The organism is Tenacibaculum pacificus (genome assembly GCF_027941775.1).
GTDB lineage: Bacteria > Bacteroidota > Bacteroidia > Flavobacteriales > Flavobacteriaceae > Polaribacter > Polaribacter pacificus_A.
Window position 1 is genome coordinate 2,326,690 of sequence record NZ_CP115917.1, and the last position, 21,773, is coordinate 2,348,462.

At 28.2% G+C, this 21,773-nt stretch carries 21 protein-coding genes, 1 tRNA gene and 1 pseudogene; 14 read left to right on the forward strand and 9 right to left on the reverse strand.

All coding sequences use genetic code 11. From position 1 onward, the window contains the following. Positions 1-71 precede the first annotated feature (71 nt). Positions 72-1,444, forward strand: a pseudogene (locus PG913_RS10610) (saccharopine dehydrogenase family protein). 196 nt (positions 1,445-1,640) lie between these two features. After that, a complete protein-coding gene (locus tag PG913_RS10615; RefSeq protein WP_271230681.1) occupies positions 1,641-2,267 on the forward strand; it encodes a WG repeat-containing protein in 627 nt (208 codons plus the stop codon). A 91-nt stretch (positions 2,268-2,358) separates the two neighbouring features. Here the strand turns inward: PG913_RS10615 and PG913_RS10620 are convergent, their stop codons facing one another. After that, positions 2,359-4,218, reverse strand: a complete 1,860-nt coding sequence (locus PG913_RS10620) for a B12-binding domain-containing radical SAM protein (RefSeq protein ID WP_271230682.1) — start codon at positions 4,216-4,218, stop codon at positions 2,359-2,361. A 155-nt stretch (positions 4,219-4,373) separates the two neighbouring features. Between PG913_RS10620 and PG913_RS10625 the strand changes: the two genes are divergently transcribed. From PG913_RS10625 to PG913_RS10640, 4 genes are all read left to right on the forward strand, one after another. Beyond that, positions 4,374-5,705, forward strand: coding sequence for a cytochrome ubiquinol oxidase subunit I (locus tag PG913_RS10625; protein WP_271230683.1), 1,332 nt, complete (start codon positions 4,374-4,376; stop codon positions 5,703-5,705). Positions 5,706-5,707: 2 nt separating this feature from the next. Beyond that, positions 5,708-6,781: a cytochrome d ubiquinol oxidase subunit II gene (gene cydB, locus PG913_RS10630; RefSeq protein WP_271230684.1), complete on the forward strand. Its 1,074-nt coding sequence runs from the start codon at positions 5,708-5,710 to the stop codon at positions 6,779-6,781. A gap of 12 nt (positions 6,782-6,793) precedes the next feature. Next, positions 6,794-7,090, forward strand: coding sequence for a hypothetical protein (locus PG913_RS10635; protein WP_271230685.1), 297 nt, complete (start codon positions 6,794-6,796; stop codon positions 7,088-7,090). Between the two features lie 363 nt (positions 7,091-7,453). Continuing rightward, entirely contained in the window at positions 7,454-8,305 is an 852-nt protein-coding gene (locus tag PG913_RS10640) for an alpha/beta fold hydrolase (protein WP_271230686.1), read from the forward strand. A gap of 8 nt (positions 8,306-8,313) precedes the next feature. On the opposite strand, the gene PG913_RS10645 is transcribed toward PG913_RS10640, so the two are convergent. Beyond that, the gene (locus PG913_RS10645; RefSeq protein WP_271230687.1) at positions 8,314-9,033 is read right to left on the reverse strand and encodes a tRNA1(Val) (adenine(37)-N6)-methyltransferase; all 720 of its coding nucleotides are present in this window, start codon (positions 9,031-9,033) and stop codon (positions 8,314-8,316) included. Next, complete coding sequence (locus PG913_RS10650) at positions 9,034-9,165, reverse strand: hypothetical protein (RefSeq protein WP_271230688.1); 132 nt, start codon at positions 9,163-9,165, stop codon at positions 9,034-9,036. A 176-nt stretch (positions 9,166-9,341) separates the two neighbouring features. On the opposite strand from PG913_RS10650, the gene PG913_RS10655 reads away from it, so the two are divergent. Further along, positions 9,342-10,388: a C10 family peptidase gene (locus PG913_RS10655; RefSeq protein ID WP_271230689.1), complete on the forward strand. Its 1,047-nt coding sequence runs from the start codon at positions 9,342-9,344 to the stop codon at positions 10,386-10,388. Between the two features lie 163 nt (positions 10,389-10,551). On the opposite strand, the gene mnmD is transcribed toward PG913_RS10655, so the two are convergent. Continuing rightward, positions 10,552-11,220 carry a tRNA (5-methylaminomethyl-2-thiouridine)(34)-methyltransferase MnmD gene (mnmD, locus tag PG913_RS10660; RefSeq protein ID WP_271232167.1) on the reverse strand — a complete coding sequence of 223 codons (669 nt, stop codon included), beginning with the start codon at positions 11,218-11,220 and terminating at the stop codon, positions 10,552-10,554. 193 nt (positions 11,221-11,413) lie between these two features. Between mnmD and PG913_RS10665 the strand changes: the two genes are divergently transcribed. Together PG913_RS10665 and PG913_RS10670 are read left to right on the forward strand one after the other, a co-directional pair. Next, complete coding sequence (locus PG913_RS10665; RefSeq protein WP_271230690.1) at positions 11,414-12,469, forward strand: branched-chain amino acid aminotransferase; 1,056 nt, start codon at positions 11,414-11,416, stop codon at positions 12,467-12,469. A 132-nt stretch (positions 12,470-12,601) separates the two neighbouring features. Then, entirely contained in the window at positions 12,602-13,435 is an 834-nt protein-coding gene (locus PG913_RS10670; RefSeq protein WP_271230691.1) for a TlpA family protein disulfide reductase, read from the forward strand. A gap of 48 nt (positions 13,436-13,483) precedes the next feature. On the opposite strand, the gene PG913_RS10675 is transcribed toward PG913_RS10670, so the two are convergent. Then, positions 13,484-13,867: a nucleoside triphosphate pyrophosphohydrolase family protein gene (locus tag PG913_RS10675; RefSeq protein WP_271230692.1), complete on the reverse strand. Its 384-nt coding sequence runs from the start codon at positions 13,865-13,867 to the stop codon at positions 13,484-13,486. A 98-nt stretch (positions 13,868-13,965) separates the two neighbouring features. Here PG913_RS10675 and PG913_RS10680 point away from each other — a divergent pair, with 98 nt between their 5' ends. Next, positions 13,966-14,199 carry a hypothetical protein gene (locus PG913_RS10680; protein WP_271230693.1) on the forward strand — a complete coding sequence of 78 codons (234 nt, stop codon included), beginning with the start codon at positions 13,966-13,968 and terminating at the stop codon, positions 14,197-14,199. Here the strand turns inward: PG913_RS10680 and PG913_RS10685 are convergent. Next, a complete protein-coding gene (locus tag PG913_RS10685) occupies positions 14,196-15,116 on the reverse strand; it encodes an ion channel (RefSeq protein WP_271230694.1) in 921 nt (306 codons plus the stop codon). The genes PG913_RS10680 and PG913_RS10685 overlap by 4 nt on opposite strands. A 69-nt stretch (positions 15,117-15,185) precedes the next feature. Next, complete coding sequence (locus tag PG913_RS10690; RefSeq protein WP_271230695.1) at positions 15,186-15,743, reverse strand: DNA-3-methyladenine glycosylase I; 558 nt, start codon at positions 15,741-15,743, stop codon at positions 15,186-15,188. A gap of 302 nt (positions 15,744-16,045) precedes the next feature. Between PG913_RS10690 and sppA the strand changes: the two genes are divergently transcribed. Next, a complete protein-coding gene (sppA, locus tag PG913_RS10695; RefSeq protein WP_271230696.1) occupies positions 16,046-17,791 on the forward strand; it encodes a signal peptide peptidase SppA in 1,746 nt (581 codons plus the stop codon). Between the two features lie 73 nt (positions 17,792-17,864). Here sppA and PG913_RS10700 read toward each other — a convergent pair whose 3' ends face one another. Continuing rightward, positions 17,865-18,638 carry a hypothetical protein gene (locus tag PG913_RS10700; protein WP_271230697.1) on the reverse strand — a complete coding sequence of 258 codons (774 nt, stop codon included), beginning with the start codon at positions 18,636-18,638 and terminating at the stop codon, positions 17,865-17,867. 93 nt (positions 18,639-18,731) lie between these two features. Then, on the reverse strand, positions 18,732-19,988 hold the full coding sequence (gene metK / locus PG913_RS10705) for a methionine adenosyltransferase (RefSeq protein WP_271230698.1): 1,257 nt from the start codon (positions 19,986-19,988) through the stop codon (positions 18,732-18,734). 315 nt (positions 19,989-20,303) lie between these two features. Here metK and trxA point away from each other — a divergent pair, with 315 nt between their 5' ends. The 3 genes from trxA (at position 20,304) to PG913_RS10720 (ending at position 21,747) form a co-directional block, all read left to right on the forward strand. After that, positions 20,304-20,621, forward strand: coding sequence for a thioredoxin (trxA, locus tag PG913_RS10710; protein WP_271230699.1), 318 nt, complete (start codon positions 20,304-20,306; stop codon positions 20,619-20,621). A 70-nt stretch (positions 20,622-20,691) separates the two neighbouring features. Continuing rightward, the gene (locus PG913_RS10715; protein WP_271230700.1) at positions 20,692-21,615 is read left to right on the forward strand and encodes a DUF58 domain-containing protein; all 924 of its coding nucleotides are present in this window, start codon (positions 20,692-20,694) and stop codon (positions 21,613-21,615) included. 58 nt (positions 21,616-21,673) lie between these two features. Then, positions 21,674-21,747, forward strand: a tRNA-Asp gene (locus PG913_RS10720). Positions 21,748-21,773: the final 26 nt, after the last annotated feature.

A 21,773-nucleotide genomic window follows, 5' to 3' on the forward strand; every position in this document is an offset into this window, starting at 1 on the left:
TTGTTTAATTCTAAACTTTATTTTAACGATATTGTGGCTTTAAATAGAAAAACAACAAAAGTACATTATATATGAGAAAAATATTAATTATTGGCGCTGGTAGATCTTGTTCATCTCTTATAAAATATTTACTAGACAAATCAACAACAGAAAATTTACAAATAACTATTGGTGATGTTTCGCTAAAAAATGCAGAAGCAATTATTGATCATCAGTTGAAAATGCAACAGCAATACAATTAGATGTTTTTAATACAGATGAACGTATTACTGCAATTAAAAATGCTGATATCGTTATTTCAATGCTACCTGCTCGTTTCCATATAGAAGTAGCAAAAGATTGTGTTACCTACGGAAAACACATGGTAACGGCTTCTTATATTTCTGATGAAATGAAAGCCTTAGATGCTGATGTAAAAGCAAAAGGTTTGGTATTTATGAACGAAATTGGTTTAGATCCAGGAATCGATCATATGAGCGCAATGCAAATTATCGATAAAATTCATGATCAAGGTGCTAAAATGTTACTTTTTGAATCGTTTACTGGTGGATTAGTTGCACCAGAAAGTGATACTAATTTATGGAATTACAAATTTACTTGGAATCCTAGAAATGTTGTTTTAGCAGGACAAGGAGGCGCTGCTATGTTTATTCAAGAAAATACTTATAAATACATACCTTATCACAAACTTTTTAGAAGAACCGAATTTTTAACCATTGATGGTTATGGTCAATTTGAAGGATATGCAAACCGTGATTCTTTACAATATAGAAGTATCTATAATTTAGAAAACATACCAACCATGTACCGTGGTACTATTAGAAAAGTTGGTTTTTCAAGAGCTTGGAATGTATTTGTTCAATTAGGAATGACAGATGATTCTTATACTATTGAAAATTCTGAAAACTTAAGTTATCGTGATTTTACAAATTTATTTTTAGCCTACTCTCCTAGTAATTCAGTAGAATTAAAATTTCGTTCTTACTTAAATATACAGCAAGACGATATGATGTGGGATAAATTTTTAGAGTTAGATATTTTTAATCCGAATAAAAAAATAGGTTTAAAAAATGCAACGCCTGCTCAAATTCTTCAAAAAATACTTTCAGAAAAATGGACACTTCAAGCCGATGATAAAGATATGATTGTTATGCATCATAAATTTGGATATGAATATGACAATGAAAAACATCAAATAGAAAGTAGTATGGTTATTAAAGGTGATGACCAAACTTATACTGCTATGGCAAAAACGGTAGGGTTACCTGTAGCAATGGCAACTTTACGTATTTTAAATGGTGATATTACCACGCCTGGAGTACAATTACCTATTTTAAAAGAAGTTTATGAACCTATTTTAAAAGAACTAGAAGAATACGGAATTACCTTTGTAGAAAAAGAAACTCCTTACTTAGGATACAACCCGAATACTATAAAAGAATAATTTTAGCCTTAAATTATACAAACACATTAAAGACATCAATAGAAATGATGTCTTTTTTGATATATAAAATCGTAAATTCTTTTAAAACAACTAGTAAAAATATAACATACACTTAATAATTTTTAAATATTAAAAAACTGATTTTTATATTAAATCAGACTATATTTGAAGATTAAAATCCCTTAATTATAAATTAATGAAATTAAAATTAACACTAGCTTTTATTATTGTTTCAAGTTTTTACGCAAATGCTCAAAATTTTTTTATTGTCAAAAATCAAGATCTTTATGGTGTCGTAAATAATAAAGGTTTAGAGATTACACCTACAAAATACAATAGTATTGAACCATATAATAAAGTAAGAAAAGGATGGGCTAAAGTAAACCTTAAAAATAAAATTGGGTTTATTGATAAATTTGGTAAAGAAATTGTAGAAGCAGTTTATGATTCTATTGGAGAATTTGGTATCTACCAAAAAAAATGGGCACTGATAAAAGAAGAAGATAAATTAGGATTTATTGATAATAGTGGTCAAAAAGTAATAAATACCAAATTTGACGAAATTTATAATTTTGACCTATATAGAAGAGGTTGGGCTTTAGTTAAAATTAAAGATAAATTTGGTTTTATTAATAAAAAAGGAAATACAATTGTTAGAATAAAATATACCGAAATAGATCAGTTTGATAAATATAGAAAAGGTTGGGCTAGAGTTTCTATTGATAATATCAAATATGGTTTTATTGACAAATCTGGGAAAGAAATAATCCCCCCTATTTATGATAATATTGATTCTTTTATCAAGATAAAAGAATCTGAATAATAAAATTAATGTTATCTATCTTAAAAAATCATTTTACTGTAAAAAGTAAAATGATTTTTTTTGTAACTTTATTTTAATAGATTTATCAACTTTATGCTTTCAAAAAACCTTCAATTAAATTAGGTTCTTGTGTTGTTTTTGGGACTTTAAAATCGAAATAATCATATAACGGAATCTCAAATCCTTTATAATTTAAGTAATTATTTAATGCCGTATTTAATCCTTGACTATATAAATGATGCTCTGCTCCTGTTGGATCTTCATGATATAAATCATTTTCGGCAAAACCTTTAAATTCTGGTCCTGTAATTTTAATTTCAAAAGCATCAGGATCTTTTCCTACAGGGCTATGACTCGTACAAGCAAACATATGCCAAAAAGCAGATTGAATACAATTATGTTGAAATAACTGACGTACAACTTCTAAAGAATCAATAGTTTCTTGATCGGTTTCGGTAGGAAATCCAAACATTAAGTAAGCATGAACCATAATATTTTCATCAGAAAAAGCTTTGGTTACTCTTGCTACTTGTCCAATATCTACACCTTTTTTCATTCTAGCAAGCAATCTGTCAGAAGCAACTTCTAAACCTCCTGTTACGGCAATACATCCTGATTTTGATAACAAAGAACAAAGTTCGGAAGTAAAAGTTTTTTCAAAACGAATATTTGTCCACCATGTAATATATACTTTTCTTTCTAATAATTTATTAGCTAAAGCTCTTAACATTTTTGGCGGAGCAGCTTCATCAACAAAATGAAAACCTGTAACACCTGTTTCTGATATTATTTTTTCAATTTTATTAACTAAATCATCAGCAGTTGTATTTTCATAATTACTGATATAATCTAATGTAACATCACAAAAAGAACATTGTTTCCAATAACATCCGTGGGAAATAGTTAGTTTATTCCACTTTCCATCTGACCACATTCTATGCATCGGATTCATTACATCTAAAAACGATAAATATTTATTTGTCGGCAAGCCGATATAACTCGGCGCAGGTAAGTTTTTATGATGAAATATAGTATTGGGAATTTTATTTGCATAAATAACCTCATTATTTTTACAGATATAAGTTCTTTCTAAAGCTTGTTCTGTTATTTTTCCATCTAAAAATTCTGTTATTTTTAATAATGGAGCTTCACCATCATCCAAAGTAATAAAATCTACAAAATTAAAAATTCTTGGATCAGATAAACGCCTTAATTCTGTATTACAATAACCGCCACCCACGGCTATTTTTATCTTTGGATATTGTTGTTTTATAAATTGAGCACATCGCAAAGCGGAAAATAAATTTCCTGGAAATGGCACAGTAAAACAAATTAAATCATACGATTCTTCTTTTATTTTTTCTTCTAAAAGATATAACATTTCATCTTCTATTAATGTTGTTTCATATTCAAGAAACTCATCAATAATGTCAAAACTAGAAGCCGATCTTCCTAATTGTTCAGCATAACGTGTAAATGAAAAAAACTCATCTACATTTGCATTTATAAAATCACCTAATTCCTCTATAAATAAAGTTGCAATATGTTTTGCTTTGTCTAAAATCCCTAATTTTCCGAATTCGGTAGTTAAATCTTTGGCTAATTTTATACGTCTGTGTCCGTGAGGTAAAAAATCTTTATGTACTATTTGATAAGCAGCTGTAACTTCTTGCGCTCGCAAATAATTCATAACAGTATCCACTTTATCTATATAAGCTTGTTTTTGCTTTACTACCAAAGGAAAATCGGCATTGCCAAGCATTTCGGCTTGCTTAAAAATAGCATCTATAAATTCTTTGGAAAATACAGCTGTAAAAAGCTCTATACTTAAATCCATTTGCGTTGCTTTTACATCTTTAGAATTTAAAAACCCTTTGATATATGCAGTTGCAGGATATGCCGTATTTAATTGTGTAAAAGGTGGTGTTATTAAAAGTGTATTGATAGCCATAAATATAAATGAACTGCAAAGATACCATCTGATTTACGAATAGCTTGTAAAATTGTGTTTGCTTTTTAAGGTTGATAACTAAAAAAATTAATGTCATAAATGTTACATATTTATCTAATTATATGAATTAAATTTGTTTTAAAATTCACTTTTCGATGGAAGACATGCTATTTTACGACCGATTGCAGTTTGCATTTACAATCACGTTTCATTATATATTCCCACAATTAACCATGGGATTGTCTTTATTAATCGTTTATTTTAAGTGGAAATATTTAAGAAATAACATTGAAAAATATAATAATGCTGCAAAATTTTTAATGAAAATTTTTGCTATTAATTTTACCATGGGCGTAGTTACAGGAATTCCGATGGAATTTCAGTTTGGTACTAACTGGGCAAAGTTTTCAGAATTAACAGGTGGAATTATCGGGCAAACATTAGCTATGGAAGGCATGTTTTCCTTCTTTTTAGAATCTTCTTTTTTAGCTCTTTTTATTTTTGGTGAAAAACTAATGGGTCAGAAACTTCATTTTTTAACGGGTTTTTTAGTCTTTTTAGGTTCTTGGGCAAGTGGATGGTTTATTTTAGCTACCAACGCTTGGATGCAACATCCCGTAGGGCGTGAAGTTTTAGAAAACGGAAAATTTGTATTAGAAAATTTTGGTGATCTATTTACAAATCCGTGGTTATTACCTGCTTTTTTACACAATCAAGTTGCCTCAGTTACCACCTCTGCTTTTGTAGTGACAAGTATTGGTGCTTTTTATATTTTAAGAAATAAAAATTTAGAATACGGAAAATTATTTTTGAAAACAGGTGTTATTTTTGGTTTGATTGCTAGTTTAGTTTTAGCGTTCCCTACGGGAGATTGGAATGCCAAAAATGTAGCAAAATACCAACCTGCATCTTTTGCGGCAATGGAAGGGATTTTTAAAACCGAAGAAGCTGGTGCCGAAATTGTTTTAATCGGGCAACCAAATATGGTAGAAAAAAAACTCGATAATAAAATTGCTGTACCGAATGTTTTAAGTTTTTTAACCTATCAAGAATGGGACAAGCAAGTACCAGGGATGGATCAATTTAAAAAAGAAGAATTACCAGATAATATTCCTGCACTTTATTATTCGTATCATATTATGGTAGGTTTAGGAACGATTTTTATCGGAATTATGGGACTGGCAGTTTTCTTTTTATATCGAAAAAAATTATACACTTTTAAGCCGTTATTATGGGTTTTAATGTTCTTAGTTCCTTTTCCTTATATCGCAAATATTACGGGCTGGTACACTGCCGAACTAGGAAGACAACCTTATTTAGTCTATGGATTATTAAAAACAAGTGATGGAATATCGCCAACTGTTTCTTCAGGAAATACCTTATTTACCCTTTTAGGATTTGTAGCGTTATATATATTACTCGGCATCTTATTTTTAATATTAGTTGGAAAAACAATTCATCAAGGACCTAAACATCAAACACATTAATTATGGAAGTATTTTGGTTTATAATCATCGCAATCGTTTTAACCGTTTTTTTTATTTTAGATGGCTATGATTTTGGTGCAGGTATTATTCATTTATTTATGGCTAAAACTGAAAAAGATAAAGAAGTAATTACAAAATCGGCAGGCTTATTTTGGGATTCTAACGAAGTTTGGCTTGTTGCTGCAGGCGGAATGCTTTTTATGGCATTTCCTACATTTTATGCTTCGGTATTTAGTGGTTTTTACTTGCCTTTAATAATAGTACTTTGGTTGATTATATTTAGAGCGATTGGTTTAGAATTTAGAGGACAATTTAAGTTTCAAATGTGGAAAGATATTTGGGATACTTCTTTTGGATTTTCAAGTTTATTGCTTGCATTGTTTTTTGGAATTGCCTTAGGAAATGTGGTTAGAGGTGTCAATTTAGGAGGCGTAGAAAATGGTGTTTCAACTTATGAAGCACACTATTTTTTCTTACCTCTTTGGAACAGTAGTTTTAGCCCATTAAATGAAAACCCTGGTGTTATTGATTGGTTTACCCTTGTTATAGGAATTATTTCAGTGGTTACTTTGGCTATTCACGGAGCAAATTGGATTGTTTTAAAAACAAATTCATCAATTAACAAAAAACTAAAAAAAACAGTTTTTAAATTAAATATTTTGCTGATTGGCTTAACCATATTTTCATTAATTCTTTGGCAAATTGTAAACCCAAATTCATTAAATAATTTTGTTAAAAACCCTTTTTTATTGATTTTTCCGGTTATTTATTTAACAGGATTAATTGGCTTATTTTTTATTCAAAAATTAAAGAAGGAAATATATGCATTTACTTTTTCGACCTTGTTGATTCTTGGTGGAATAACATCTTCATTAGCATCAATATTTCCTGTAATTTTACCATCAACAAATAATATAAATGATCCCTTAACTATTTATAATACAGCTACAACAGCCTACGGATTATCAGTAGCAACTTATTGGGGCGTAATTGGTTTTATCTTGCTTTTTGTATATATGATTGTACAAAAAAAGATCATGGGAGGAAAAATAGACAACATGGATTACGGACATTAAAACCCTATAAATATGACAGCTACATTAATTTCTCTAATCAGTATTTTTATAGGGATATTTGGGGCAAATAGTACAGCATATTTCTTTAAAAAATATAGTTTTGGATTTACAGGAAATACCATTTCGGGAGTTTTTGGGAGTATTTTTTTAATTAAATCTTTCGGAAGATTAGGCTTTAGTCCTAAATTTATAATACAATTTGAGCAAATTAATTATCCATTGTTTGTGCTAAATAGCCTAGTTTCTTTTTTAGGTGGTGTACTTGCTATTTTTTTAATTTATAGGATAAATAAAAAGATGCATCCTTAAAATAGTATTGCGCTTTTAAAATATAAAAAATTGTGTAGTTATTCTAGTTTAGTAAAATGCCTAGCCCTGATTGAAGCAATTGTTTGAGCTCTTTTTTATTTTTTTCCTTCAAAAAAATAAAAAAAGCGAGTGCGGAAAGCGGGAAATTGCTTCTAATATTTTTTTTGATAATAAAACACATATCGCCTAAATGATAATATGTATTTTTAATGAATATTTTTGTTTAAAAAAATAAGGTTGTTTGTACAAAAAATGAAGAATTTTAAAGAATAAATATAGCTTGATTATTAACATATTTCCTACTATTATTGCATCGCTAAATATGATTAACTAAAAGAATTATATTTTAATAAAAAACAACTTATGAAAAAAACAACATTGCTAAAACTTATTTTACCTCTTTTTATTTTTTTAATGAGCAATATCAATACTCAAGCTCAATTTAAAACACCTTACGGAAACAATAAAGCAGTCGGAAAATATGTGAAAATAAATAAAGCAAAAATTTATTTTGAAGAATATGGAGAAGGCGAACCTTTATTAATAATTCATAATTGTGGTGCTGATATTAAAGCGATGGAATATCAAATTGATTATTTTAAAGATAAATTTAGAGTAATTGCTGTAGATAGTAGAGGTCAAGGGAAATCTGAATTAAAAACAAAAAACTTAACATACAGCTTAATGGCTAAAGATTTAGATGGACTTATAAAACATTTAAAACTAGACTCTATAAATATTCTTGGTTGGAGTGATGGCGGAATTGTTGGCTTAAAAATGGGTATCAACAATAAAACTAAAATCAAAAAAATAGTTACAATGGGTGTCAATTTAAGACTAGATACTACTGCTGTTAATAGTTGGGCAATTGACCAAGTTAAAGAAATGCACTCAGAAACAATAGCTATGATTAAAAAAGGTGATCACTCTAAAAACTGGGAAAAAGAATTACAATTAGACAAACTATTATTAGATCAACCAGATATAAGTCATGCTGACTTAAAAAAAATTAATGCAGCTGTATTAATCACTATTGGTGATAGAGATATTATTAAAAACGAACATGCTGTTGAAATATTTAATAATTTACCTAAAGCACAACTATGTATAATGCCTGGTTCTAATCACGGAATACCACGTAATAATGCAAAAACATTTAATGAAATAGCTGATAAATTTTTAAGTACCGAATTTGATTACAGTGCTAAAGAATAATATATATTTTACATTTTTAAATAAAAATATTTTGTAAGATTTATATAGGCATCAGTATACTGGTGCCTTTCTTTTTCTATAATTAAAGTTTCTTTTTCAATTACTCTTTCATTAAAAGAAAACGCCAATAAACTTCTTTTTATTTCAGAAACTTCATTACCTTTTACATGACAAACCTTATTTAAAAATAGCTTTGATTTTAAAGCTAAACTGACAAAATTAGCTTCTTCTTTAAAAGGAATAATTACTGAAAAAATTCCTTTTTTTGATAAAATTTCAGCAACACCTTTTACTAGTTCTTCAAAAGATAAAGAAGAAGTAAAACGGGCTTTGTTTCTGGCTTCACTTGCTGTTTCGTAAGTATCGGTATAAAATGGCGGATTCGAAACTATCACATCATATTGCTCCTCTTCTTCTGCTATTTCTTGAGCAAAATCAGTAAAAGAGCTGTTGTAACAAAACAAACGATCACCCCAAGGTGACTCCTCAAAATTAGCCACAGTTTGCTCATAGGCTTCTTCATCAATTTCAACAGCATCAACCGTCATAGCATCGCTTCGCTGTGCTAACATTAGCGATATAACTCCTGTACCTGAACCGATGTCTAAAAGCGTATCTGGGTATTCACCTAATGAACACCAAGCACCTAATAAAACGGCATCTGTACCAATTTTCATAGCTGTTTTATCTTGATGTACTGAAAATTCTTTAAATTGGAATGGCTTCATCTATAAAAATCTTCCGATTATTTTATCTACATTAAAAAACAAGTACAAAATAACGATAAGTACCACTACTAAATATAATCCTTTTTTAGGTGCTGTTTTTTTACGACTACCAAAACGTCTTTTAAATTCCATTATTTATTTAATCAAAAAATTTAAATCGAAGATAAATTAAACATCTCAATTTTTTACTATTAAATCATTTTTACTTTCTATAAAAAATAATTTTATTTTTTTAGATAGGGTAAAAACAATTTCGATTGTATCTATATAAACATTGTTTAAATAAATTCTAATTAATAACATTTAAGATGAAAAAATTATCAATTTTATTAAAACTAACACTATTAATATTAACCTTTATTATTTCTTCTTGCTCTAAACAAGATGATTTAAACTTAAAAAATTCTACCACCCCTAAAAGTTTTATATCTTTATCTAAAGCTAAAGATATTGCAAGTAAATTAAATTTTTCAAAAGGAAAAAACAAAATTATTGAGACTATTACTCCTGTAAAAAGCAATAAAAATATAACCTCTTTTTATGTAGTTAACTATAAAAATGGAGGATTTGTTTTATTAGCTGCAGATAATAAATCTGAGCCTATTTTAGCCTATTCTGAAAAAAATAATTTTCTTATAGAAGATCAAAAATCTTTATACCCAAAAGGATTAGGATTTTGGATAAAAAACACAAAAAACAATATATCTAAACTTCAAAATTCTGATATAAAACAATCTAAAGAGCAAAAAAATAGTTGGAAACCAAATGAGATACAAAATAAAATATTTAACAAACAACTTACTTTGGCAAAAGGAATCACCAAAAAAATCACCAAAGTTGGTCCTTTAACCACTACAGAATGGTCTCAAACCAATGGTTTTAATAACTCATTAGATAATATAAAATGTGGGGATACTTATAAAAAAGTTGCTGCAGGTTGTGTACCCATTGCAGTTGCTCAATTTATGAAATATTTTAAATACCCAAAATATTCTAAATATCCAACCACTTATTATAAATGGGATTTAATGCTTGATAATGAATCAACTATCTATACTCAAGATTTAATAAAAGACATCCATAATAATCTAAAATTAAAACCTAATAGTATAAATTATAAATGTGATGAAACATACACGAAATACTCAGATATTAAAGAAGTATTAAGACTAAAATTTCGATATAGAGATATCTACCAACATTCATATGATTCAGAATACCTTATAAAGCAATTAAAAGTTAATAATATTGTTCTTTTAAGTGGAAATGACATTAACAATCATAAGATAGGACACATGTGGATATGTGATGGTTATGAAAAAATTAATGATACTACATATAATTTACACAATTGAACTGGGGATGGGGAGGTTCTAGTAATGGTTGGTTTAGTTCAACTAATTTCACAAAAATTGCTGGATACAATTTGAATTATCAATTAAAAATGATAACGAAATATTAAACTATAAAAGCAGTGATTTTTATCACTGCTTTTATTAAATTTAACAAAACTCTATCTTAAATATTTTTAATACCACGTAACATTTCTCTTTTTCCTGGAGGACCTGCCAAGCGTTCAACTATAAATCCAACGGCTTGCATCGCACGTCGTACACTACCTTTTGCACAATAAGTGACCAAAATTCCGTTTTCTTTTAAAGCTTCAAACATACTTTTAAAAATTGCTTCCGTCCATAAATCAGGTTGATGTTCTGCTGCAAAAGCATCAAAATAAACTAAATCAAACTGTTCTTTATCATCAATATCTTTAAAAAATTGTTGACGCTTAGTTAAACTAAAATCAGGTGTAATTTCATTTTTTTTATCCCAAGAAAAATCATGCATATTATCAAAAATAGCTTGATGTTTTACAGCATTTAATTCTGCTACGTAATTTAGTTTTTTAACCTCCTCATTTATTACAGGATACGCTTCTACTCCAACATAATTAATCTTTTTAATACTTTCAGACTCTCTTTCTAAAAAAGTAATAAAACAGTTTAAACCAGTACCAAAACCTATTTCTAAAATTGAAATTTCTGGTTTTGTTTGCAATGCTAATCCGCTTTTTATGAAAACGTGATATGCTTCTTGAATAGCTCCATGCTTAGAATGATATTGCTCATTCCAATCAGGTAAATGGATAGTTGTTGAACCATCAGACGTAATAATTATTTCTCTTTTGATAATAAAAAATTTTATTTTATGAATACACCTTCGTTAAAAAGAGATGCTATTTATCTTTGTTAAGATATTAAAAAATGACTCTTAAAAAAATAATGGTGTCAAATATATGTTATTTTTAATAATGTCATTTCTGTTTATTGTTAAATGACATACTATTTTTGTATTTTTGCCTTCATAAACACATACCTTTTTTATGAAATCTAATATTCGCGTTGAACTTGTAGAAAAATCAAAGATTGATACAGTAGACTTTAACAACTTAACATTTGGAAGTATCTTTTCAGATCACATGTTTGTCTGTGATTATATTGACGGAAAATGGAGCAATCCTTCTATTCAACCTTATGCAGAAATTTCATTAAATCCTTCTGCAAAAATATTCCATTACGGACAATCTATTTTTGAAGGAATGAAAGCATATAAAGATGATAATGATAATACATTATTATTTCGTCCTTTAGATAATTGTAAGCGTTTAAATAAATCTGCGGAACGTTTGGTAATACCTCAAATTCCAGAAGATTTGTTTATGGATGGTTTAGAAAAATTATTAGAAATTGACAACAAATGGATTCCTACTAAAGAAGGAAGCTCATTATATATTCGTCCTTTTATATTTGCTTCAGGAGAAGGTTTTCATGCATCTCCTGCTGATTCTTATAAATTAATTATTTGTGCTGCTCCTTCTGGTGCGTACTTTTCGGGAGATATAAAAGTTTTAATTGAAGAAAAATATGCTCGTGCTGCAAATGGTGGTGTTGGTTTTGCAAAAGCTGGAGGAAACTATGCTGCTCAGTTTTATCCAACAAAATTAGCTACTGACAAAGGATATCAGCAAGTTATTTGGACTGATGATAATACTCATGAGTATATTGAAGAAGCTGGTGCAATGAATATTTTTATCAGAATTAACGATACTTTAATTACAAGTCCTACTAGTGATAGAATTTTAGATGGTATTACTCGTAAAAGTATTCTTCAAATTGCAGAGGATAAAAATATTCCTGTAGAAGTTCGTCAAATTACAGTTAGTGAAGTTGTAGAAGCATCTAAAAATGGTTCATTAAAAGAAATGTTTGGTGCAGGAACAGCAGCTGTTATTTCACCTATTTCTGGTTTTGGATATAAAAATGAAGATTACGAATTACCTAAAATAACTGACGGGTATGCAACTAGCTTAAAAAAATATATTACAGATATACAAACAAATAAAGTAGAAGATCCTTACGGTTGGAGAGTTCAACTTTAATACAAAATATTTTAAATAAAAAAAGCATCAAGTTTTACTTGGTGCTTTTTTTATTTCATTATTAAATCAGCCAAATAAAAAAGACTATATTAGTATTATCAACTTTATTTTTAAAAAAATCTCTGAAAAAGAATGAAAAATATCCTCCTAATATTGTTGTCTATTATAGTAGGTACAGCTTTATCGTTGTTTACCTTAAATAGCTTTTTAGGTACAACTACCAAAAATGACAATCCAGAAAAAGTTGAAGATGAAAATACAACAGCTACAAAAACAATAGTTAACACAACTAATATGCAAGATAGTTATGATAACTGGAATGTCTATATGAAAGAAAACATCGACTTAATGTCTACCTTTAATCCTATTGATAACGAAGGAACTTCAATCGAAAAAGGAATGTTTTTGACATTATTACGAACAGGTGCTTATGTTGTTGTTAAACCTGAAAAAGAAGAAATTCTAGAATATAAATTGACCACTATTAAAGAACCTGTTAATGAAAAAATAAAAAAAGCTATTATTAGAAAAGCTCATATGGCACATCAATATTTTAAAATGGAAGGTAAAAAATTACCTAAATATGATTTTATTGATTTAGAAGGAAAATCACATAATAAAGCTGTTAGTAAAGGAAACATAACCGTTTTAAAATCGTGGTTTATTAACTGTAAAGTTTGTGTAGAAGAGTTTCCTAAACTAAATGATTTAGTAGATATCTATAAAGATAAAGATATTCAATTTATTAGTTTAGCTTTTAATGAAAAAGATAAATTGAAAAAATTCTTAAAAAAGAAACCTTTTAAATATGTTACAATTCCTGATCAAAAAAGATATATGTCTAAAGAATTAAAAGTAAAACAATATCCAACACATATTATTATAAATTCCGATGGTGTTATTCTTAAAATGGTTAATAATGTAAATACGTTAACATCAGAATTAGAACGCATTTTTGAAGAATAATTTCACAAAAAACCTTCTGATAATTCAGAAGGTTTTTTTATTCTGATACTATTTTAAAATTTCTTTGATGTTTGGTTTAAAATAATTAGGTCCTTTTAAAACCTTACCATCTTCACGATAAATAGGTTTTCCATCTTCACCTAATTTACTCATATTACTACGTTGAATTTCATTAAATACTTCTTCTATTTTATCTTGCATTCCGTGTTCAATAATAGTTCCGCATAAAATATATAACATATCGCCTAAAGCATCAGCAACCTCAACCAAATCGTTGTTTTTAGCAGCTTCTAAATACTCTTCATTTTCTTCTTTCATCAACTCAAAACGCAATTTTTTTCTATCCTCAGAAATAGCAATAGTTGGTTTATTTTGAATATTTATTTTAAATGCTTCGTGAAATTCTTGTACTGATTTTATTTTATGTTTCATTTTTATATGATTTTTTACCTAATTTTTTATTCTTTAAAATAAACATCAAAAAACAATTACCTGTTTAGCTATCTTCATTATAAAATCATTCTTTAACTTTGCCGAAAATACAATTTATGTTTATTCCTTTTGCAACTATAGAATTTACCACAGGAAGAATTATTTTTTCATGTTTATTTGCCTTTTTTTTTATTATAGCTATGTTTTATAGCTATATAAAAGATGCTAAAAATAATAAGAAATATTATAAAAATACGGCTTTATTTGTAGCTATAGGTCTTGTAACTGCTATTGCTTTATTATTTCTTGCAAAATATTTAATTAAAGGTTAATTCATTTTTTCTACTTCACTTAATTTTTCATGATTTAAAATAGTAAATCCTTCTTTATCAAAATGAGAAGAAGGAACATACTTTTTGTTTATTTCTAAATCTGAAAAACTATAAGAAGTTGCTTGATATACATGTTGCCCAAAAGACTCTTCATGATATTTAAGTAAAATATATACTTGAGCATCCATTTTTGCTATTTCTTGTTTTGTATATTTATATAACGGACTTTCTGTATCAATTTCATGAACAACCGTCCAAACGGTTGGCAAATACATTATATTATCTCGTTCTAATTTTAATTCGTGAAATTCTCTTTGATAATTTCCTGCTGCATTTTTTTCATTTAAAACTAAAGTGACTTTTATTTCAGGCTCAATCATAACTGTTTTTCTGTTATTTATTAATCGAAACATTAAAGCACTATGATTTTTAAAATCTCTTAATAATAAATTTTCACTAAAACGAATAGCCGCTTTTGGTTTTGCAAATCGTCCATATAATAAACCTGTTATAAATGAGAATGATAACAAACCTAACATTGCTTCAAAAGCAGCGATTAAATTTGCTGTAATTCCTTTGGGAGCAATACCTCCATAACCTACGGTTGTTAATGTTTGAGCACTAAAGAAGAATCCATTTAAAAAATCTCTAAAAAAACTTCCTTTCGATGGTGTTATTTGTTCAATACCAATTGAAGTATATAAAAGTCCGAAAATAATATTTAAAAAAGTATAGCTAATAAAAACTACAAGGAAAAATTTACCCCAAGACATTTCTACAAAATAAGTATACAAATCATCAATATTAAAATTTTTATTGATGTGTATTACGTTTGAACTTCCGTCTTTATTAATAAGTCCTCTTTTATTTTCTTGAGAATTATAACCAAACCCAGGGTCTTTTGTTTTTTTCGCCATCACCTTTTCTTTTTTTTTGATAAAAAATAAGCACCTTTTTATCTATTTATTTTTCTGATACTTGATTCGTTAATTTTCATATCTAAAACAATCGGTTGTATGATCATTAACCATACCTATTGCCTGCATATATGCGTATATTATAGTTGATCCAACGAACTTAAATCCTCGTTTTTTTAAATCTTTAGATATAACATCAGATAAAATAGTAGTCGCAGGAACATCTTCTTTTTTATCAAAAGTATTATTTATTGGTTTTCCATCAACAAAGCTCCATATATAATCAGAAAAAGAGCCAAATTCTTTTTGAATATCCATAAAAAATTTTGCATTAGAAATTGCCGACTTAATTTTTAATTTATGCCTTATAATTCCTGAATTCTGAAGTAATTCTTCATATTTATCATCATTATAAACAGCTATTTTCTGATAATCAAAATCATCAAAAGCTTGCCTAAAATTTTCTCGTTTTTTCAATATTGTTATCCAACTTAAACCTGCTTGAAAAGTTTCTAAAATTAAAAACTCAAATAGAATTACATCATTATATACTGGAACTCCCCATTCGGTATCATGATATTCAATATACAAGGGATCATCACTTACCCAAAAACATCTTTTCATCATTTTTAACTATTTAAAGATTAAAACTAGTGTTAAATATCAATAAAAAATAAAATAATTTACACAAATTTATCAGTATGGATTTTATCTATTATGAAATTTATAAAATATAATTCCCTATTTATTATTCTTACTGTTACATTTTATACTCACAAAATTTTACTTTAAATGATAAAAAATAATACAACTACTAAAGAAGCTATCATTATTAATATTGATTTTAAGAACTAATTAGAATGACTTTACGCTAATATTTAAAGCTTGGTGTAAATCTGTATATTTGCTAAAAAAATAATCGCATTAATATGAACTTTTTACGAAACTTATTAGCATCCATTTTTGGTTTTTTTATAGCCATCTTTTTAATATTTCTATTTTTTATAGCTATAGCTGCTGTAATGGGATCAGAAGAAGAAATAGTAGTAAAATCAAATTCGGTTTTAGAGTTAGACTTATCTACACCTGTAAAAGATTATGCTCCGAAAGAAGATAATCCGTTAGCCGAAATTTTAGAATTAGCCGATGAAAAATTAGCTTTGAATAAGATAATAAATGCTATCGAAAATGCAAAAACTGATACAAGAATTACAGGAATCAGTATTAAAACAATAGCTGTAAACGCTGGTATTGCACAAACACAAGCAATCAGGAATAAAATTGAAGAATTTAAAGAAAGTGGAAAATTTGTCTATGCTTATAATGATGTATATACTCAAAAAAACTATTATTTAAGTTCTGTTGCCGATAGTTTATTTTTAAATCCTGTTGGAGCTATTGATTTTAAAGGATTATCAACAGAAGTTTTATATTATAAAGATTTTGAAGATAAATACGGAATTAAAATGGAAGTGATTCGTCATGGAAAATACAAAAGTGCTGTAGAACCTTATTTATTAAATGAAATGAGTGATGCTAATCGTGAACAAACAACGTCGCTTTTAAAATCTATTTGGTCTGAAATTACTTCGGATGTTTCTAAAAGTAGAAATATTTCTATTGAAAAATTAAATATAATTGCAGATAATGCGAATGGTAGAAATGCCAATCTTTCAAAAGAAAATAATTTAATTGATGCCATTATTTATGAAGATCAATACAAAGAAAAATTAGCTTTAAATTCTGATAAAAAAATAAATACCATTTCTATAGGTGATTATATCAAATCAGGAAAAGGACGAGTTTCTTCATCTGCAAAAAATAAAATTGCGGTTATTTATGCACAAGGAGAAATCAGATATGCCAAAGGAAATGAAGATATTATTGGACAAGAAGTTACCAACAAAGCAATCCGTAAAGCTAGAAAAGATAAAAATGTGAAAGCAATTGTATTGCGTGTGAATTCTCCTGGTGGAAGTGCTTTAGCTTCAGAATTAATTTGGCGTGAATTAGAATTAGCTAAAAAAGAAAAGCCTTTAGTGGTTTCTATGGGAAATTTAGCGGCTTCAGGTGGTTATTATATTGCTTGTAATGCAGATAAAATTATTGCAGAACCAACAACAATTACAGGTTCTATTGGTGTTTTTGGAGCAATTCCTAACTTTAATAAATTTGCAGATAATATTGGAATTAATGCAGAACAAGTATCAACAAATAGCAATCCTAATTATAGTGTTTTTGAACCGATAAACGACAAATTCTATAATGTAACAAAAGAAGGTGTTGAACAGATTTATACTGTTTTTGTAAACCGTGTTGCAGCAGGTCGTAACATGACTTTTGAGCAAGTTAACGATGTTGCGCAAGGTAGAGTTTGGACAGGTAAAGAAGCACTTGAGAAAGGTTTAGTTGATAAACTTGGTAATTTAGATGATGCAATTGCTGTTGCTGCTGAATTAGCCGAAATTGAAAACTATAGAGTTCGTAACTATCCTGTTTATAAAAAAGATTTAAAAGAAGCTTTAAACTTCTCTCTTTTTGCAAAAGCATCAAAAGTTGATATTTTAAAAGAAGCTTTAGGTAATGAAAATTATCAGTTATATAACAACATCAATCAGATGAAAAAATTAAAAGGAATTCAAGCTAGAATGCCTTATATTCTTCAGATAAAATAAGTTTCAGTAAACTTCATAAAAAAATCCTTGATGCAATTTGTATCAAGGATTTTTTTTAAGTACTTTTTAAAAATTAGTTATAACTATAAACAACATCAATACTAATAGTTTCATTTTCATCGTTTATTGCTGTACCAGTTCCTTTTACAGGATATCCGTCAGCATCATAAGTATAATCGATATTTAAACTCCCTAAAACCTCACTATCAGCATCTTTATATACAACTTTTATTAAATTGTTAGTAGGTAATAATTGTCTTGCTTTAATAATCTCTGATGCTTGTGTATTTATTCCAAAATCTAAAGAAACACCATCTAAAATTTCAACAAGACCAGCAGATTCTAAAGTAGCAAAATATAAATTTGGCTTATCGTCATAAGTCATTTCTGCAATTTGAGTTTCTACACTATAAGTATTTGTTTCATAATCATAAACTTTATCACGAAATGCAATTTTACTTGGGTTTTTATTAGCATCGTATGCTAAAACTTCTCCTGTTTCATATACATTATAAGGTGCTTTATATAATTCTTCTATAGAAAAACTTTCTGAATCCCCCTCATTATTTCCTCCTTTAATAGAAGTTCCATCATTTTTATAATCCATTGAAATAGATTCAGTCCCTTCTGTTCCTGACATTTTCATCAATTTATTATCAGAATCATAGAAAAAATTAGAAGATAATGACTCTTGAATTTCTACTGGGTTTATAGCTGTAATTGATTTTAATGTTTTTTTCTTTACATTTCCATTAATGTCATCAAAATCTTCTGTAGCAGAACTCGTGCAAGCACTCATTAATCCGACTATTAAACCGATTGCTAATACATCTTTTAAATTTTTCATAATTTTTCAATTTATTTTGAACGAAAATAAGACATAAAAAAATACCTGCAACAAAATTACAGGTATTTTCTCTATATAAAACTCATAATCAATCTATAAACCGAAACTTTCTTTTATTTTATCTACGTGATCTAATTTTTCCCAAGTAAATGTTTCTACTTCTTCAGATACAGTTTCACCCATTGGATTTGTAAAAGTAACTGTTTTAATTTCTGATTTTCTACCCATATGCCCGTAAGCAGCAGTTTCAGAATAAATAGGAGCTCTTAACTTCAAACGTTTTTCAATAAAATAAGGACGCATATCAAAAATAGTTTCTACTATTTTACTGATTTCTCCATCTGTTTTATCAATAGTTGAAGTTCCGTAAGTTTCAACATTAATACTAGTAGGTTTTGCAACTCCAATAGCATATGAAACTTGTACTAAAACTTCTTTACATAATCCTGAAGCTACTAAATTTTTAGCAATATGACGTGTTGCATATGCTCCAGAACGGTCTACTTTAGAAGGATCTTTTCCTGAAAATGCTCCACCACCATGTGCTCCTTTTCCTCCGTAAGTATCAACAATAATTTTACGACCAGTTAAACCAGTATCTCCATGAGGTCCTCCAATTACGAAAACACCTGTTGGATTAATATGATACGTTATACTATCAGTAAACAACTTTTGTAAATTAGCTGGTAATTTAGCAACAACTCTAGGAATTAAGATAGAAACAATGTCAGATTTAATTCTAGCTAACATAACTTCGTCACTTTCATCAAAATCATCATGCTGTGTAGAAATTACAATTGCATCAATTCTTTGAGGCACATTATCATCAGAATATTCAATAGTTACTTGCGATTTAGCATCTGGACGTAAATAATCGATATCCTTATTTTCTCTACGTAATTCAGCTAATTCAATTAATAAACGGTGCGATAACTCTAAAGCTAAAGGCATATAATTTTCCGTTTCATCAGTTGCATAACCAAACATCATTCCTTGATCTCCTGCTCCTTGATCTTCAGGATTTCCTCTTATAACACCTTGATAAATATCTGGTGATTGCTCATGAATTGCAGAAAAAACTCCACAAGAACTACCATCGAACATATATTCTCCTTTGGTATATCCAATTTTGTTAATTACATCTCTTGCAATTTTTTGAACATCTAAATATGTTTTAGATCTTACTTCACCAGCCAAAACTACTTGACCTGTAGTAACCAATGTTTCACAGGCAACTTTTGATTCTTTATCAAAAGCTAAAAAATTATCTATTAAAGCGTCAGAAATCTGATCTGCTATTTTATCTGGATGTCCCTCAGAAACACTTTCTGAAGTAAATAAATATGACATAAAATTATATTTTAAAAATTAGATAAAAAGGAAAAACTTGGATTGCTTGGTCGCGTAAAGGAGTAGAAAATTACTGCTTTAGCTTTTTTATTATGAACTTATGTTCAATGAGGTTGCAATCAGTCAAATTTTTCCTCGAAAATTATGGCGCTAAGTTATTGATTATTTTACACACACAAAAACAAACAGCCAAGGAAATAGAAACTATTGATGCTATGATAACAAAAAGTAATTTTTGTAGAATTGTATTGGTAAAATATTTGATTACTTTTGTAGTGTAGAAACAAGACTATAACTTAATTAAAACATAAAATTATGGCATTAGAAATTACAGATGCAAACTTTGAAGAGTTAGTATTAAAATCAGACAAACCAGTATTAGTTGATTTTTGGGCAGCGTGGTGTGGACCTTGTAGAATGGTAGGACCTATTGTTGATGAAATTCATTCTGAATACGAAGGAAAAGCTGTTGTTGGTAAAGTTGATGTTGATAACAACCAAGAATTTGCTGCTAAATATGGTGTAAGAAATATTCCTACAGTATTAGTATTTAAAAATGGTGAAGTTGTAGACAAACAAGTTGGTGCAGCTCCTAAAAAAGCATATACTGATAAAATTGATGCTGCTTTATAAATAGCACAATTATAATATATCATTGAAAAGGTTTGGCTAGCGTCAAACCTTTTTTTATTTTAGATGCACTATGATTGACCTAAATACTACTTCTTCAGAAATAAAAAACCTTGAATTACTTGCAAAACAAGTTGTAGAAGGTTTTATTACAGGAATACACAAAAGTCCGTTTCATGGTTTTTCTGTAGAGTTTTCAGAACATAAGCTATATAATAAAGGCGAAAGTACCCGTCATATAGATTGGAAACTATTTGCTAAAACCGAAAAACTTTACATAAAAAAATACGAAGAAGAAACAAATTTAAGGTGTCATATTATTATTGATAATTCGGCATCGATGCACTACCCTATTGTTAAAAGTCAATCAATTGATAATTTAAATAAAATTGGTTTTTCGGTAGTTGCTGCTGCTTCTTTGATGGAAATATTAAAAAAACAACGAGATGCAGTCGGTTTAAGTATCTATTCTGATAGCTACGAATACTACGCTCCTGAAAAAGGAAGCGAACGTCATCGTAAAATGTTATTGAATCAATTAGATAATTTATTAGTCTCAACATCTAAGGCTACAACAGAAACTTATCAATATTTACGTGAAATAGCAGAAAACATACATCGTCGTTCTTTGATTTTTTTATTTACTGATATGCTTCAAACAACAAAAAATGAAGAAGAACTTTTTGATGCTTTAAGGCATTTAAAATTCAATAAACATGAAGTAATTTTGTTTCATACCTATGATAAAAAAACAGAATTGTTATTTGATTTTGATAATACTCCGAAAAACTTTGTAGATATTGAAACAGGAGAAGAAATAAATTTACATCCTGATAACATTCAAAAAGAATATACAGAACTCAGTAGTTTGTTTTTCAAAAACCTAAAAAACAAATGCTTACAATATAAAATTGATTATATCCCAGTAGATATTAATGAAGGATATGATAAAATATTAACAACTTATATTGTTAGCAGACAAAAAAAAATGAAATAATTTTTTTTCATTCCATAAAAAGGTCTTATATTTGCACTCGCTTAGAGTAATTAGCAACGGTCTGGTAGTTCAGCTGGTTAGAATACCTGCCTGTCACGCAGGGGGTCGCGGGTTCGAGTCCCGTCCAGACCGCTAAATTATTTTAAGTAAAAGTACAA